Here is a 15,391-nt window from a genome sequence, read left to right as displayed (position 1 = left end):
GCTCAATAATAATGAACCATGTTTGTCTGGGGATCGTTAGATTATCTGACAGGTGATTAAATAACCAAATGTTTAATAACAACCTTCAAAATAAACTCAACGATGAAAAAGGTAATAATGCTTGGAGCGATGTTAGTGGGGATTGCTACTTTAGAATCGCAAGCGCAAACAACACCGACAGGAACCAGCACTGGTTCGACAACAGGGACGAATAGTGGATCATCGTCATATCAGCAATCCAATACACAGTCAACGACTGATCCACGTACGCAACAGCCACAAACCCAGGGAACAACCCAGCAGGGTGTAACGGGCAGTACAAATACGAACTCGACTACATATCCGCAGTCAAATACGAATCTAGGAACTCAGACAAGCACTGGTTCAACAACGTACCCACAAACACAAACCGGTACAACTAACCAGTCGGGTACGATGCAAAATCAGCAGGGCCGTGAAAACCGGGCTACTGATCGGACTACCATCCAGACGCCGCAGACTACGGGTACAGGAAGCACTATGGGTACAGGTACAACCACGGGTACAGGAAGTACTATGGGTACAACAGGTACAACTGGAACCATGGATAGAAACCAGAAAATGAACAAGAAGGATCGCAAAAACCGTCAGAATCGGAATAACACGACTGGCTCGATGAGTAGCGATACAACGCGGAATAACTAAGAGAAATAGCTAGATCCTGATTTTGTAAGCATAAATCATAGTCTAGACGATTGCCTTACTTATTTTGTAGAGAAGCAGACGCTACGCAGTGTCTGCTTCTTTTTTTCATAGGCTTCTCCAATAAATAAAAATCTGGTGCGATGAAATTATACAAATATATAGGTATCCTGGCTGTGGGACTTGGCGTTAGTTTATCGGCAACTGCGCAGAATCAGCAGCCAACCATGAATCAATCGACCTCAACCACAGAAACGCGGGGGAGTGCGCAGGACAAAAAAGCGATTCAGGACAAAAAGATGCTGAAAGACCCCGGTTTGAAGCAACGCCAACGTCGTGAGCAGATTAATGACGGTCGGCCCGCAAATGAACCCATTGACGACCGGCGGCCTGCCAACGAGCAGCGGCGTCTCCGTCCCGACTCCCTGCGCAGAGGTGGTGCAACGAGCGTTGATACATTACGTAGATAGAAGCAAACAGTAAAGAATAGTCGCAAGAAAACGTTATGAAAAAAGCATGGATAATGACGATGATACTGGCAGCCGGTATCACGCTGGAAACAATAGCACAAACAACGGCCCAACAGCCGGCCAATCAAACAAAAAAATCGGATAGCGACGATAAGTCAGTTCCGGTTAAAACATACCGGAAAGACCATCCATCTCCTGCCTACAGCTCCGGTTCTAGCCAGGAAGGCAAAGGAAGCGGCAAAATGAAGTCGGGTCACAGTCGGGCCGGAAACAGTAACCTGCAAACGGGAACAACCAAAACAGGACAAACCGGAAGCGGACAAGATACTAAGGGAAGCACCAGTAGCCGCGCCCCACAGCCTAAGAAAACCGGAAACTAAGTTGAGACATAGAATTTTGGTAGAGGAGCCATGGCTAAGCCGTGGCTTTTTTTATTTGCGTCCACCAGGTTAGCATGGATATTTAGCGTTTTTCCATACTGTTTATCGAATATTTAGGAAAAATTTGAAAGTATGCGGTTTTATTAGTTGCTTAAAAGAATATATGACGATAGCCGTCGGTTTGTTGGTGATTATAAATCTATCCTGGATTAGCGTACATAACTTATAACCAATAGCCCAATGATGAAACTTCTCCTCTCTAAAATGACGCTTTATCGAGTTTTGCTCCTGGTAATGGCCGCTCTTCTGGCCGGAATGATGACACAATTTTAACAATTTTGTAAGCCTATTCAGCGAATAAATCTGTCTTATTCGCTGAATAGCTAGTCCTTAATTGTCTGTAAAATAAGAGCTTATTCAAAATATAGACCCAAAAACCTTTCGTGATGGAACGTTGTTGGCCAGATAAGCGTCTTCAACTACCATGGAATTAATTTTTCGCAATCCTCCCGCAATTCTACGCCCGTTTATTGACCAGCTGTGGCACGTTTCAGGTGATGAATTCAATCAGCAGGATCTGGGTTTGCCTGTGATGCGGCATGAATTAATGTTTAATTTTTCGGAGCAGTTTGCCGTCACCGACGTTCATGACCAGACGCTTATAATAAATAAAGAAAGTTGGCTGAACGGTATCTATACGCGTCCGCAACGCTCTACTACCCAGGGCAGGCACGAAACATTTGGCGTTTTTTTGAAACCATGGGCGCTGTATTCTCTGACTAACATACCCGCTTCGGAGCTAACGAACCAGGTTGTGGATGGCCCTACTATCTTTCGGCAATCCATTGCGGAAACAACCGATTTTGTGCGTGATTTAGTGAGTGCAGATGACAAACTAGCTGGCGTAGAGCAGTTTCTGATAAAGCACTTAGCCAGTAAAGACGTGCCCGCTTATATTCCCTACGCTGTTGCTTACCTGCAAAACCGACCGTGGCACGATGGAATCATTCGGGAGCTGGCAGCTAAGTTGCGACGGACACCTAAATCGCTGACCGTTGCCTTCAAAAAATACATTGGCATCTCGCCAGGGCGGTTTTTGCACCTTCGGCTACTCAACGAAGTTGCTACCGATCTGGCCCGGAATCCGCAGCAGTCACTTACGGAACTAGCTTATCATCACCGCTTCTTTGATCAGGCGCACCTCAACCATCTCTTCAAATCGCTGACTAATCTAACGCCTGGAACGTATCGAAATCGTGTCTTGGCGGGCGATGTAGACCAGACCGATCCTTGTTTTATTCGGGAAAACACAGCCTGATGAAGGTAACTTTTATACAATTTTCCGATCTGAGGCAGCCGTATGTTTGTCCCAAAATCTGCAATTATGAGAAAGGTAAAATTGTTTATTGCTACAAGTCTGGATAACTACATTGCTGGTCCAAATGGTGAAATCGATTGGCTGTTTACGGAGGGAGACTTCGGCTACGATGCTTTCCTTAAAACCATTGATACCACCTTGATGGGAAACGAAACCTACAAGTTAAGTCAGGGTTTCGGGGAGTTTCCGTACAAAGGATTGAAAAACTACGTTTTTACGCGTCAGACAAACCACCCGGAAAAACCCGAAGTTGACTTTGTGTCGGGTGACATTGTGGCGTTTGTTCAAGCGTTGAAGCAACAGGAAGGTAAGGATATTTTCTTGGTTGGCGGCGGGCAAATCAATGCCACCTTGCTGGAAGCGGGCTTGATTGATGAGCTACAGGTGTTTGTCCACCCGATCTTATTAGGCAATGGAATTCCGCTGTTTCAGCCGACTCACAATCGGCACTACTGGCAATTTGTCGAATGCAAATCGTATGAACCGGGTTTGGTAGAATTGCATTACGTAGCGGAATCTTAGGGAGCATTGCTAGATTGATTCGTAATTATATTTATTGGCCAAATGGCATAACCTTTTGGCCAATAAATGCTTAGCGTATCAAAATTGTAAACCGACGTTTAGTCCGGGCCACATCCGGACGCGGGTATTGCCAAAGGTCTGGTCGTACACATCGTATTTCACCCAGGAAGTACCAATGCCTTCGCCAGTTTTCAGCGTGGTTACCTGAACATTAAAGGTGGGTGTTACCGTAAGCGCAAACCGGTTTACAAGCGGGAAGATAAAACTAACTCGCGCCTGGTTTAGCATATTCAGGTAATCCCACGAAGTGCCCTGTTCGTGAATCTGGTACGCAATGGCTTCGATGCTAATCTGGTTGCGCTTACCCAGCGGCTGATTTGTTCCAAGACCATAGCCATAACCCCAACGATTTTTGTTATCGGTTGGCCAGGTAGCCCCCACGGTGAAGATGTTGTAGAACTTCTTGTTACCACCCATTTTAAAACCGACATTTCCGTGTAGCACGTCGCTGCCCCAGATTTCAAATCGTTTGTATCCATCCTGCGAAAGACTGAGCAGGCCAATTTGGGTACCGTCTACCTTTTTCGCAATATTGATTAAACCAATCTGAACGCCTTTCACGCGCTCGGCAACGTTAAGAATTCCAGCGATTTGGGCACCATCAACCGATTCGGCAATATTGGTAATCCCGGCAATCTGAACGCCTTTGGTGTTCTTTTCGACGACGTTTGCAATGCCAGCTACCTGGGCACCTGTTGTGTTTTCGCCCGCTACGTTGGTAATCCCGGCAAATTGTGGCCCAATAACTGTTTTGCCTACTACATTGGCAACCCCCGCGAACTGAGGGCCAAACACGGGCCCGCCCACCACATTGGCAATCCCGGCGAACTGGGCACCGTCGACTTCCGCGCCGACTGCGTTGAGGATACCGGCAAACTGAACGCCATGGACGTAATCTTTCTCCAGATTAACCAGTCCACCAAACTCGGCTCCGTCCAGCGCCGCCGAATAACCACCGAGTAAATTGAACGATAAGTTGTTGCTTACTTTGTTGTTTTCCAGGCCGTTCGTGCTCAATGGATAGATGAACCCTACCTGTACAAATCGTTTTGGGTAGCGATCCTGGCGGGCTGCGTTCAGCTCCTGCTTCGTTTCGGGCGACGTAGATTGGGCCAGGCTTGTTACGCTGTAAAGAAAGCTAATGCCAAGGATGTATAAAATGCGTTTCATTGGTTCGTTATTTTAAGATAAAAGATCAGTCTGACTATCGCGATTCGTCTTTAAGACTACCGAGTTCTGGTTTCCCCCTATGCCTTCCCTAAATTTTTAAAGTAGAATTTTGCCGGAGTCGGATTTAGTCATTGTAAATTGCTGACTTGCCAGACCTGTTTTTGACCCACTTATGAACCGTCGTTACTTTACTGGACTTTTATCAACTTTCCCTTTTTTTTCGACGCTATCTGGTATCGCCGCGCCGCCGACCACGCCGGCGCCCGCTGCCGATGACCGGGCTTACTGGTTGCGTATGCTACTAAAAGTCGCCGACCCTGTGGTAGTTGCCTTATCGGAAGGTCGTTTGAAAACAACCATGCCCGTTGAGTCCGTTAAAGGGCAGGAGGAAGGGCGCAAAAAAGTATCTCATCTAGAGGCAATAGGCCGGACGGTAGCGGGTTTAGCGCCCTGGCTGGAACTTGCACCGGATGAAACTGAAGAAGGAAAACTCCGAAAAAAATATTTATTGCTGACGCAGAAGGCCATTGCCAATGCCGTTAATCCACAGTCGCCGGACTACCTGAATTTTTCGCAAGGGGGCCAACCGCTGGTAGATGCAGCCTTCCTGGCGCATGGTCTACTGCGTTCGCCAAAGCAGCTTTGGGGAGGACTCGATAAAACGGCTCAAACCAACGTAATTCGCGCTTTAGAAGCAACCCGAGTGATCAAGCCTGGTTATAGCAACTGGTTGTTATTCAGCGCCATGGTTGAAGCGGCTCTTTTGAGATTTACGGGATATGGCGACGAAATGCGCATGGATTATGCCATCAAACAACACCTTGCCTGGTATAAAGGAGATGGAATTTACGGGGATGGGCCTGACTTTCACTGGGATAATTACAACAGCTACGTCATTCAGCCGATGCTGCTGGATGTAGTAAAAACCCTGGTAGAAGCTAATAAATCTGATAAAGCCCTGTACGAAACCATATTGCGCCGTGCGCGCCGCTATGCCGAGGTGCAGGAGCGTTTGATCGGAACGGATGGATCGTTTGCGGCTTTTGGCCGGTCGCTGGCTTACCGTTGCGGCGCATTTCAGCTCTTGGCGCAGGCAGGTTTGCAGCAGTTTCTCCCTGCCGAACTTCCCGCCGGTCAGGTGCGTAGCGCCTTGACGGCTGTCATCCGTCGGACGATGGAGGCACCCGGAACGTTCGACAAACAGGGGTGGCTCCAGATTGGCCTTTGCGGGCACCAACCTTCGATTGGCGAAACCTATATTTCAACGGGTAGCCTTTATCTGTGTTCGGTGGCTTTTCTGCCGCTGGGACTTCCGGCTACAGATACATTCTGGTCAGGCCCAGCTACCGACTGGACAGCCAAAAAAATATGGTCCGGGCAAGATATTAAAGTTGATCATGCCATTAGAGGATAAATTACGGCTCATCAGCCAGTTGGACAAACCTAACTGGCTGATCACTTATCTTTTTTCCGCTCTTCCCGCTTGCGTTGCCGCTCTTTTTTGCGTTCGGCGCGTTTCTCTTTTCGTTCCGCTTTCCGCTCCTGGCGTTTGGCCTTGAAGTCGCTTTTAATGGTTTTCAATGCGTCTTTAACGGTCACCGAGTTATCAAATTCCTCGTTGAACGCTTTGACATAAGCATTGCGTAAGACCCCAAAAAGAATTGGCCAAAAATTGGTTTTAACGTTGTTAACATGGCCTTCCAGCGGAATGCGGGTAGCCACCTGATCGCGCTTTTGATTTTCCAGGACTTCAGCGCCCCCCTCGGCCAGTAGCTCGGTAAAGAATCGGCCAACGCTTCGCTTCTCGCCTTCTTCTTTCAGCTTAAAGATCTTCATCCCCTTCGTGAGGGGTTTGAGGTATCCCACCAATTTCCCATCCAACATAACCATCTCGCTATAAACACTTATGGTTCCTGCCTCAAAGTCTATATTGCCGTATTCGCGCGCTAACGAATTTAGTTTGGTGAGCTGAAGTTTATCAAAACTCAGGTTATAATTGAAATCCGGTAACTGTTTCAGGATATTCATGTCGGCGTTGAGCTTCATGATGCCGCCCCAGCCGGGTACGTCGCCCGAAGCAACCACAGGCGAGGGAAGTTTGGATTGCTTGTCGTCTACATTTCGGATGTTCTTGATCTCCGCCTCAAAGTTTTGCAGGGATAAATTCGTGTCAGAGACCTGAAACAGATTGAGTAAATCCAGTTTCCCGTTGTAAACCGCTAAACGGTTGATTTTGATGGGCATGATGTCTTTTACCAATTCCGTCCAATCAACTTCTTTACCCGTTTGGCTGGTTTCCTCGTCATTACTAAAGGCAAAATTCAACTCAGGCCGGTAAAATTCTACTTCGCCAACTAGAGCGCCTTTTAGTAGAGCGGGCCATTCTACCGAGAGCTCGGTAGTAGGAATATAAATGAAAGGTTCTTTAATTTTTCCGTTGATTTTCCGGATGCGAAGGTCTTTGATCTGATAGGCACCACGAATCAACGCAATGTTAACATCTTCAATTCGACCCGTATAAGCGCCCATGTCAGCGAGCATCTTATTCACATACTGCTTCACAAAATAGGGCAGTAGTAGACGAGCGATGATCAGCAGGACAGCAAAAGCCAGAATAATTTTTACAGAACGTTTCAAGGCAAACACAAGTGTTTAGTGCTGCCTACTAAACGCGAAAAGCGCAGAAGGGTTATTTTTTACGAGCTAAAGAGTTAGAATTCAGCTAAGGGGCGTTGCATCCGATGAGCCTGGACGAGGTGCCCGCTTCTCCTCGGAATCGGTATGAGCAACCGTGTGAGGATCCGTACTGCTTGTGTTGTTGGACTGCCCTGCTTCAGGAAATTCGTTATCCATGTCAGACGTCGGTAAAACAGCCGCTTCGCCCTGTGAGGGGTCTTCCGGTAGCAGCCCTTCTTCTTCCGACTGATCATGGAAGAATCTGCGTTGGAAAAACAGAATAATACAAACACCCACGAAAATGCAGGAGTCGGCGATATTGAAAATCGGGGTTGAGTAATACTGACCACCCCATACTGGTACCCATTCTGGGATAAAGCCTTCCCAAATATCGACAAAGACCATGTCGATAACTTGGCCATGGAACCAAGGAGTAGGCGCGCCAAAAGGCGCATTATCAAGAAAAACGCCATAAAAAGTGCTGTCGATGACATTACCAACGGCACCGGCCAAAATCATAGACATGGCCCACAAAAGTCCGTCGGGAGCGCCGCGCCGCGCCAGATGAACAAGGTACCAGCCGATACCGCCCATGGCCAGCAGCCGAAAGACACTCAGCATTAATTTGCCGTATTCATGACCTAGCTGCATGCCAAAGGCCATTCCAGGATTCAGAACGTAATGCAGTTTTAACCAATCGCCCACTAACCGAATTTGACCCGGAAAGCCTAATTCCATATTAAAATGCACTAACAACTTCACAGCCTGGTCCAGCGCAATTAATGCAATGCACAACAGTAAATATTTTAATGGGCTTTTCTTGATCATAATTCGCAAAAATAAAAAAAATCATCGAACCATTGGACTATCTAATCGGTCAGTTATCCCAGACCAATTAAACGGCCCAACAATTCGATGGAATACACAAGAATTATCCGCTGTCAAGCCTGATTCGCTGGCGCGAGGCAGCACCCTTTCCGGCGGAGTAATTCGTCTTTTATCAACAAATATTCGCGACTGCTTTGACCGGCAATCGATTTGTTTTCCTCAGCCCGGCGGAACAGATACGGCATAACCGACTCAACCGGCCCGTAAGGAACATATTTCGCTACGTTATAACCCGCACTCGCCAGATTGAACGAAATATTGTCGCTCATGCCCAGCAACTGGGCAAACCAAATGTGCGAGTCGCCGGGAGCAATTCCCAATTCCTCCATCCGCTGCACGCAGTACTGACAGCTGTATTCATTGTGCGTACCCAAACAGATCGAGACAATAGTGCGGTTTTCCAGGCAGAAATCAATGGCCAGATTGAAATCACGGTCCGTGTCTTCCTTAGTCAGGTGAATTGGATCCTGGTATTCTTCTTCGTGAGCCCGCAGGCGCTCTTTCTCAATATAAGCCCCCCGCACCAGTTTAGCTCCCAGCAAATAGCCTTTTTTCCGGGCAACCTCGGTTTCTTTTTTCAAGTGATCGAGACTTTCCCAGCGATACAACTGAAAGGTATTGTAAACAATGCATCGGTCATGGTTGTAGCGATCCATCATTTCGTAGGATAACTGGTCGATGGTATCCTGAATCCAGCTTTCTTCGGCGTCGAAGAAAATGCGGACGTTGCGTTCGTAAGCCCGGCGGCAAAGCTGGTCAACGCGCTGGCGCAGACGCTCGTAAGCGGTTTGTTCCTGATCGGTTAATGAAGCCCCATTCTGCACCTTTTCCAGTAAATCCGTCGTAGCCAGACCCGTTACCTTGAAAACAGAGAACGGTATATCGGTTGATTCGCTGGCGCGCTCAATAGTCCGCAGAATTTCCTGTACTGTATCGTCGAAGCTTTTTTCGTTTTCCTCACCTTCAACCGAATAATCCAGGATGGTTCCGATGTGGGCAGTATGCAGGGTCTGAATTGTCTTCTCGCAATCCCGAATCGTTTCGCCCCCACAAAATTGCTCGAAAATAGTACCTTTAATGAGCTTTTTTATAGGGAGTTGAAGTCGTAGAGCTATTTTGATAAAAAAAGTCCCTACCTTTACAAGCCATCCTTTATTCATCAACGCAAAAAGCCAGAATGTTTTACGAAGTTTCCTGTCGGATTGGGAAGCAAAGGCAATAGACGTGTCCTCAAAAGAAATGGGCTTTACACCAGAGGCCCGTTGAGTGGACGTAAGCATAGAAGATGTGCTTCGGTTTGACATAGTTACTGTCTTTTGTACCGATTTCTGTATTCCAAAAGCTGTCAGACTTACCGGTAATCCGGCGTTTCAGCCTGGCAGTCGAAAGTTATCAATACTTTTTGGAATACCGAACAGACGATACATAAACTTGTTTTTTGAGTCGTTTGTTATAAGTGCAATTCGGGGAGGCAAATTTAGCTGATAAACAGTGACTTTCCTCTTTTTTATACCAAAAAAATAGGCACAAAAGTTCCCGATAGTATTAATAGAGTAAATGTTAGAATAATTCTGAATCTAGTAGTCTATGAAGCCCACTTTAGAGGTCCTGCCACTGAATAGCTGGATCGAAACGAATGGCAAACCCCTGATTATTTCTGGCCCCTGTAGCGCCGAAACAGAGGAGCAAGTGGTTGAAACCGCCCGCCAATTGGCGAGCCTGAATGCCGTACATGTCCTACGGGCAGGTGTATGGAAGCCTCGTACCCGGCCAGGTAGTTTTGAAGGCCAGGGCGAAAAGGCGCTTCCGTGGCTTCAGCGGGCAAAAGCAGAAACTGGCTTGCCGGTAGCTGTTGAGGTTGCAACACCTGAGCATATTGAACTGGCGCTGAAGTACGGTGTGGATATCTTGTGGATAGGTGCCCGGACAACTGTTAACCCGTTTAACGTGCAGGAAATTGCGGATGCGCTGCGTGGAGTTGACGTTCCTGTGCTGATCAAAAATCCTGTTAACCCGGATTTAGCACTTTGGGTTGGAGCTTTCGAGCGAATTGCCGGAGCCGGTATCACGAAACTGGCCGCTATTCACCGGGGCTTTTCGACGGGAGAAACCAGCAAATACCGCAACATTCCCTTGTGGCAGCTAGCCATTGAACTGAAAGATATGTTCCCGAATTTGCCGGTTATTGGCGATCCAAGCCACATGGCAGGTAAGCGGGCTTACCTACAGGAACTGTCTCAAATGTCGATGGATTTGAACTACGACGGTTTGATCGTTGAGTCGCATATTGACCCGGACAATGCGTGGAGTGATGCTGCCCAGCAGCTAACGCCCGTGCATTTCGGAGAGATGTTGGATCAATTGCAAATCCGGAAAGTTGAATCGTCCAACGTGGAGTTCAAAGGTGCACTGGAGCAAATCCGCGCGACCATCGACAACGTTGACCGGCAACTGGTTGAAATGCTGGCCGCTCGGATGGCGTTGGTTGAAAAACTGGCCGAATACAAGCGCGAAAACAACGTAACGATCTTCCAGCCTGATCGTTGGAAAGAACTGCACGAAAGCCGTTCTAAGCAGGCTAAGAAAATGGGCTTATACCCTGAATTAGTCGAAGAAATCTTCAAGATTATTCACATGGAGTCGATCCGGAAACAGACCGAACTCATGAATAGCAATACGCAGAACGCTTAACCAAAGGCGTAAGGCAATCAATCGAATATTGACCAAGGTGATGGGTATAAACCTCCTGCCTGGTCAATATTCGATTTTTTTATGCCTGAAAAAAGGCGCAGGTTAAGGCCTGACCGTCAACGTAGCCGTCGAACGGTTGTAAGCACCGAAGCAGCCCAGCCCACCTTTGATGTTAGTGGGAATCAAAACGGGTTCGGCAAAAGGGTTATTGTCGGCCTGGCGCTGCTGGTCGAGGGCGACATGGTAGCGGTAAAAATTCTCATCAACGTGCAGGAGAGAACCCCGTATAAGAGCTGATTGGTAATTCGTGCCGAGCAGCGTTGCCTCCTCGGGTACGGCTGGCCCTAGGTAACCAGGAGCGGATTCAAAGTTCGACTTGCTGCCATCCTGATCCGTGTAAAAAAGACGGCTTGCAGAAAAATAGACCGGGTAGGTTGTTGGCTGACAAGTCGGGCATTGAGGTGAAAAGACGCCCTCCGGTTGGTAGTAATTAGGTTGCCCGGCTACATCCTGCCAGTAATAGCGCACAAAAAAACGCTTCTTGGCCACACCGTCCTCGGTCATTTTAACCGAATCCAAAGCAAGTCGTTGCAGGGCTACAGGCTGCGGCACCGTGCAGCTTGCTTCTGCTTTTTGTCCATCTTTTGTCTCAATCGTTAACGTGTAGCTTTGTCCTGCCAAAATGGGTAACTGTTGAGGACTGATTCGGTAATAACCGCGTCGGCCATCATACGGTAAGGTGACTGTTTTGGCACTGCTGGTTAACTTTACCGTTGCATCCGTTATATCCAGCGAACTCAACGATTCATCATCAAAAACAGAACGGGTTCGAACTACTTTGGCCGCAATGACGCTGTCCTGTGGGGAAATAAAACAGGCGACGGCTAAACGGGGCGTCTGGTCTGAAAAGCCGTCTAGATTTACCTCCTGCTTGAGATCCTCGCAGGAAACCAGAAATAGGGCTAGAATAAAAAATAACCTGCTTACATTCATAATCAGAACTTTATGCTGTAACTAACGGAAGGCACAATCGGGAACACAGAATAACGATACAGGACCGATCTGGAATGCCGATCCTGCCTGTCGAGTTTACCTTCTACGGAGTAATAAAATGCATTTCTGCGGTTATAAGCGTTGTATGCGCTGATTTCCCAGGTGCGTTCGTGGCGGCGTTTGCGCTTGTAGAACCGTAGGCTTACGTCCATCCGGTGGTAAGGTTCGGCCCGAAATGTATTGCGTTCGCTGTAGACCTTGGCGTTAGTGCCCGGGCCAAAAAGTATTTCCAGCGGGGAGGGATTTTCACGAACGACTGGTGGCCGACTTTCGTAACCTGAAAACCGTGAGATCGGTAAAATGAGTGCGTTGCCCGTACCGTATACCCAGGTAGCTGAAAGCGTGATTCTGGGTCTGAGTTTATAAATACCAACCACCGAAATATCGTGTCGACGGTCGTAGCGCGGATAAAAAGGACGGCCTCCGTTTAGCTCCGGAAATTGCCAGATAGTCCACGAGAGTGTATAACCGATCCAGCCCGATAAGCGTCCATTTTCTTTCTGTAACAGAGCTTCACCGCCGTAAGAACGACCCCGCCCCGCCGTGCTGATGGCCTCCCATTGCCTGGATGAATTAGGAACGGTTTCGTCGGGAGAGAGAAAGCTGGCTCCTTCGGCATAACTCAGGATGTTTTTCATCTCTTTGTAGTATCCTTCCAGCGTTAGCGTAGTACCCGACAAAATACCCGCCTGATTTAAATCTTTGGCCAAGCCAAACACAAATTGTTGTGACTGCTGCGGCTTGATGTAGCTTGTAGACGGTAGCCAGAGGTCAACGGGCAGGCCTACTCCCGTATTGGAAAGCAGGTGAACGTATTGATTCATCAGCGCATACGAAGCCTTGAGCGCCCAACTTTTGGGAAGCCAGTAGGTGGTCGAGAAACGAGGCTCTGGCCGAAGATACTGGGTCGATTGACTGTTTTTGGCATCGTCCTCGTTGAGAACCAAATAATGACTAAGCCTTAGACCGCCATTTAGCTGCCAACGCGCCACGGGCTGCCAGGTTTCCTCAAAATATACCCCCGACTCAATGGCTTCAATCGACGATGAAGGCAAAACAGAACCCTGGAGGTTACCCTGTTCCACAACGGCGCTTGGTGTAAAACGGTGGTGCGTACTCTGAAAGCCAAAACGGGATTGCAGCTTTTCGTTATGAACTAGATTCAGAGCGTATTTCAGCGAAAAATCGCGGATGCCAGACTGGTAGCGGAGCTGAAAAGGAGGCTCGTTGGCGTTGTTGTCCAGAATTTCTTCGTTGGATACATCCAGTTTGTACTGACTAAACAACAGCGACAAGTTGGACGAGAAACGTTCCGAAAAGCGGTGTTCCCAACGCAGCGAACTCGTCGCATTGCTCCAGGCGATAGAGGCATCCAATTCGGTGTCGTTCGATTCGCGCTGGTTATAGAACCGATCCTGGCCAAAAAAGCCGCTCCAGGTTAATTTATTGTTGGCGTTGAGGTGAAAGCTCAGCTTGGCATTCAGGTCGTAAAAATAGGAGCGGGCTGGACTTTCGCCAGTTTCGGGGGATTTCAGAAAAGGGCGGGAAACAACGTCAAAGTAAGTCCGTCGGCCCGATACCAGAAAAGAAGAGGCTGGAACATCAGATTTAGGACGCCAGAGCGGCCCTTCCAGCGTTAGCCGCGAGGAAATCAGTCCAATTCCGGCTTCGCCGTGTAAACTGTCGCGGCTTCCTTCTTTCATCTGCGCTTCGATCACCGACGAAAGCCGACCGCCAAAACGAGCGGGAAAGCCCCCTTTGGTGAGCGATACTTTTTCGAGAGCATCGCCATTAAAGGCCGAAAAGAAGCCTAATAAGTGACTTGGATTATAAACAACAGCGTCGTCGAGGAGAATTAAGTTCTGGTCGGGGCCGCCGCCACGGACGTAAATGCCAGCATTGCCTTCGGAACCTTTCTGAACGCCGGGGAGCAATTGAAGCACCTTCAGCACATCTTTCTCGCCCAGAAGCGCCGGGATCTGCCTTACTTTCGTAATGGGAACTTCAATACGGCTCATTTGCTGAAGGCTGGTGTTGTTTTTGGAAGAGCCATGCACCACCACTTCCCGAAGCAACTGGCCAACGGGCAAATAAACCGTAAGTGTCACGGATTTCTTCAAAGAAACCAACTGGGTTACTGTCTGGTAACCAACAGCCGAAAACGTTAAAAGCAGGCTATCTTGTGCCGGATGAGATAAAGAAAAATACCCATCGGCATTCGTCGTAGTTCCTACCCGTTTTTCTGCTGCATATACATTGATGTCGCTTAGTGCTTCCCGACTTCCCTGCTTATAAACATACCCACTAATTTTATGGGTATTTTGTGCTAGAGTATTAAAGAAGAGTAAGGATAAAAATAAACTTATTGTAACCGCCAGCTTCATACCGGAAAGAAAGAGACTTTCCCGGTTAAATCCTAATTGGCAACGTCATAACTTATTAAGGGTTAGTGTTTGTGCATTGAAGTATACTAATTTGTTGTTGGGTAGAAAAGGCCTATCACGGGATAAGAACCGTTTTTTGTGACCTATTATAAGCCCCGAAACAACCTAGTCCCCCGTCAATGTTGGACGGAATCAGAACAGGCTCGGCAAACGGGTTGCCACTGGTATCCTCCCGGCGTTCAATCGCTAAATGATAATTGTAATAATTGGCATCCGTGTGCAGCAGGCTGGCCATTATTTGCAGGGGACGAATTGGAAAGCGTCCGCCAGCAGTTTGTATGGCAAAATCACCTTTTGGCGAAGTGAGAAGCTGTCCATCCTGTTTCAGATCAGTGATAAATGCTTCGCTACGGTTAAACTGTATGGGGCCGTTGAGCAGGGTTTCTTCTAAGCGGCTGGGTGTGATGGATTCCAGAATTTTGTAAGCATAGGTTCCAGCCGTGCGGTAAAAATTGCGCGTTCCGGCGGGGTCCTGCCAATCCATCCTGATTTGATACTGCCACCGCTTCGAATTAGGCCCTACCAACTGCTCTACCGAATCGACCCGGACAGCCGAAAGCGGAACTTGGGCCGGAACGGTACAGGAGGACGTAACTTGCTGGTTATTTAGATTGACTTGTAACCGGTAATTTTTGCCCGTCTGGATCGGAAACGATTTTGCTAGCGCACTGTAACGCTGGGCTTGCTCGTCGAAGGACAGGACAACGGAGCGCTCGCCATCGGTTAACGTCACCAGAGCGCCCGGAACAACCGGCTTGGTGCCGTACGAATACGGAGGATCAGCGCCTAAAACCGGACGTGAGAGCGAAACCAGGGCAATCAACAGGCTATCTTGCGGCGAAATATAACAGTGAACAACTACTTTCTCGCCGATTTGGGGTACTAGATCGGAATCTACCTCCTGAACCAGGTTATCGCAGGAAGTAAAAAAGCCGATGCTAAGAATAAAGAGAAAAAACGATTGGAAACGCATACGAC

14 protein-coding genes are annotated in these 15,391 nt (G+C 48.1%); 7 read left to right on the top strand and 7 right to left on the bottom strand.

Annotated elements, in window-relative coordinates:
- Positions 1–102: 102 nt before the first annotated feature.
- The 5 genes from L0Y31_RS04435 (at position 103) to L0Y31_RS04415 (ending at position 3,431) form a co-directional block, all read left to right on the top strand.
- Entirely contained in the window at positions 103–684 is a 582-nt protein-coding gene (locus L0Y31_RS04435; protein WP_234735929.1) for a hypothetical protein, read from the top strand.
- 140 nt (positions 685–824) lie between these two features.
- On the top strand, positions 825–1,151 hold the full coding sequence (locus L0Y31_RS04430) for a hypothetical protein (RefSeq protein WP_234735928.1): 327 nt from the start codon (positions 825–827) through the stop codon (positions 1,149–1,151).
- Positions 1,152–1,186: 35 nt separating this feature from the next.
- Positions 1,187–1,531, top strand: a complete 345-nt coding sequence (locus L0Y31_RS04425) for a hypothetical protein (protein WP_234735927.1) — start codon at positions 1,187–1,189, stop codon at positions 1,529–1,531.
- A 484-nt stretch (positions 1,532–2,015) separates the two neighbouring features.
- Positions 2,016–2,849 carry a helix-turn-helix domain-containing protein gene (locus L0Y31_RS04420; protein WP_234735926.1) on the top strand — a complete coding sequence of 278 codons (834 nt, stop codon included), beginning with the start codon at positions 2,016–2,018 and terminating at the stop codon, positions 2,847–2,849.
- Positions 2,850–2,915: 66 nt separating this feature from the next.
- Positions 2,916–3,431, top strand: coding sequence for a dihydrofolate reductase family protein (locus L0Y31_RS04415; RefSeq protein WP_234735925.1), 516 nt, complete (start codon positions 2,916–2,918; stop codon positions 3,429–3,431).
- A gap of 78 nt (positions 3,432–3,509) precedes the next feature.
- On the opposite strand, the gene L0Y31_RS04410 is transcribed toward L0Y31_RS04415, so the two are convergent.
- Positions 3,510–4,661 (bottom strand): hypothetical protein, encoded by a 1,152-nt coding sequence (locus L0Y31_RS04410; RefSeq protein ID WP_234735924.1) that lies wholly within the window; start codon positions 4,659–4,661, stop codon positions 3,510–3,512.
- A gap of 172 nt (positions 4,662–4,833) precedes the next feature.
- Between L0Y31_RS04410 and L0Y31_RS04405 the strand changes: the two genes are divergently transcribed.
- On the top strand, positions 4,834–6,075 hold the full coding sequence (locus tag L0Y31_RS04405; RefSeq protein WP_234735923.1) for a DUF2264 domain-containing protein: 1,242 nt from the start codon (positions 4,834–4,836) through the stop codon (positions 6,073–6,075).
- A gap of 41 nt (positions 6,076–6,116) precedes the next feature.
- Here the strand turns inward: L0Y31_RS04405 and L0Y31_RS04400 are convergent, their stop codons facing one another.
- From L0Y31_RS04400 to L0Y31_RS04390, 3 genes are all read right to left on the bottom strand, one after another.
- Positions 6,117–7,298, bottom strand: a complete 1,182-nt coding sequence (locus L0Y31_RS04400; protein ID WP_234735922.1) for a DUF748 domain-containing protein — start codon at positions 7,296–7,298, stop codon at positions 6,117–6,119.
- An 81-nt stretch (positions 7,299–7,379) separates the two neighbouring features.
- Positions 7,380–8,165, bottom strand: a complete 786-nt coding sequence (locus tag L0Y31_RS04395; protein WP_234735921.1) for a lipoprotein signal peptidase — start codon at positions 8,163–8,165, stop codon at positions 7,380–7,382.
- Between the two features lie 113 nt (positions 8,166–8,278).
- A complete protein-coding gene (locus L0Y31_RS04390; protein ID WP_234735920.1) occupies positions 8,279–9,505 on the bottom strand; it encodes a proline dehydrogenase family protein in 1,227 nt (408 codons plus the stop codon).
- Positions 9,506–9,812: 307 nt separating this feature from the next.
- On the opposite strand from L0Y31_RS04390, the gene L0Y31_RS04385 reads away from it, so the two are divergent.
- Entirely contained in the window at positions 9,813–10,916 is a 1,104-nt protein-coding gene (locus L0Y31_RS04385; protein ID WP_234735919.1) for a chorismate mutase, read from the top strand.
- A gap of 102 nt (positions 10,917–11,018) precedes the next feature.
- Here the strand turns inward: L0Y31_RS04385 and L0Y31_RS04380 are convergent, their stop codons facing one another.
- The 3 genes from L0Y31_RS04380 to L0Y31_RS04370 all read right to left on the bottom strand — a co-directional run bounded on the left by L0Y31_RS04380 (position 11,019) and on the right by L0Y31_RS04370 (position 15,386).
- Positions 11,019–11,909, bottom strand: coding sequence for a DUF4249 domain-containing protein (locus L0Y31_RS04380; RefSeq protein ID WP_234735918.1), 891 nt, complete (start codon positions 11,907–11,909; stop codon positions 11,019–11,021).
- 2 nt (positions 11,910–11,911) lie between these two features.
- Entirely contained in the window at positions 11,912–14,353 is a 2,442-nt protein-coding gene (locus tag L0Y31_RS04375) for a TonB-dependent receptor (protein WP_234735917.1), read from the bottom strand.
- Positions 14,354–14,468: 115 nt separating this feature from the next.
- Positions 14,469–15,386, bottom strand: a complete 918-nt coding sequence (locus L0Y31_RS04370) for a DUF4249 domain-containing protein (protein WP_234735916.1) — start codon at positions 15,384–15,386, stop codon at positions 14,469–14,471.
- Positions 15,387–15,391 lie beyond the last annotated feature (5 nt).

This window comes from Tellurirhabdus bombi (genome assembly GCF_021484805.1).
GTDB classification, from domain to species: Bacteria; Bacteroidota; Bacteroidia; order Cytophagales; family Spirosomataceae; genus Tellurirhabdus; species Tellurirhabdus bombi.
The sequence above is the reverse complement of the archived record's forward strand: the minus strand, read 5'-3'. Positions and strand labels throughout refer to the sequence as shown.

Coding starts and splice junctions, on each gene's coding strand:
- L0Y31_RS04405 (WP_234735923.1), top strand. CDS start 4,834: ATGAACCGTCGTTACTTTACTGGACTTTTATCAACTTTCCCTTTTTTT.
- L0Y31_RS04370 (WP_234735916.1), bottom strand. CDS start 15,386: ATGCGTTTCCAATCGTTTTTTCTCTTTATTCTTAGCATCGGCTTTTTT.
- L0Y31_RS04425 (WP_234735927.1), top strand. CDS start 1,187: ATGAAAAAAGCATGGATAATGACGATGATACTGGCAGCCGGTATCACG.
- L0Y31_RS04420 (WP_234735926.1), top strand. CDS start 2,016: ATGGAATTAATTTTTCGCAATCCTCCCGCAATTCTACGCCCGTTTATT.
- L0Y31_RS04395 (WP_234735921.1), bottom strand. CDS start 8,165: ATGATCAAGAAAAGCCCATTAAAATATTTACTGTTGTGCATTGCATTA.
- L0Y31_RS04380 (WP_234735918.1), bottom strand. CDS start 11,909: ATGAATGTAAGCAGGTTATTTTTTATTCTAGCCCTATTTCTGGTTTCC.
- L0Y31_RS04385 (WP_234735919.1), top strand. CDS start 9,813: ATGAAGCCCACTTTAGAGGTCCTGCCACTGAATAGCTGGATCGAAACG.
- L0Y31_RS04435 (WP_234735929.1), top strand. CDS start 103: ATGAAAAAGGTAATAATGCTTGGAGCGATGTTAGTGGGGATTGCTACT.
- L0Y31_RS04430 (WP_234735928.1), top strand. CDS start 825: ATGAAATTATACAAATATATAGGTATCCTGGCTGTGGGACTTGGCGTT.
- L0Y31_RS04390 (WP_234735920.1), bottom strand. CDS start 9,505: ATGCTTACGTCCACTCAACGGGCCTCTGGTGTAAAGCCCATTTCTTTT.
- L0Y31_RS04410 (WP_234735924.1), bottom strand. CDS start 4,661: ATGAAACGCATTTTATACATCCTTGGCATTAGCTTTCTTTACAGCGTA.
- L0Y31_RS04375 (WP_234735917.1), bottom strand. CDS start 14,353: ATGAAGCTGGCGGTTACAATAAGTTTATTTTTATCCTTACTCTTCTTT.
- L0Y31_RS04415 (WP_234735925.1), top strand. CDS start 2,916: ATGAGAAAGGTAAAATTGTTTATTGCTACAAGTCTGGATAACTACATT.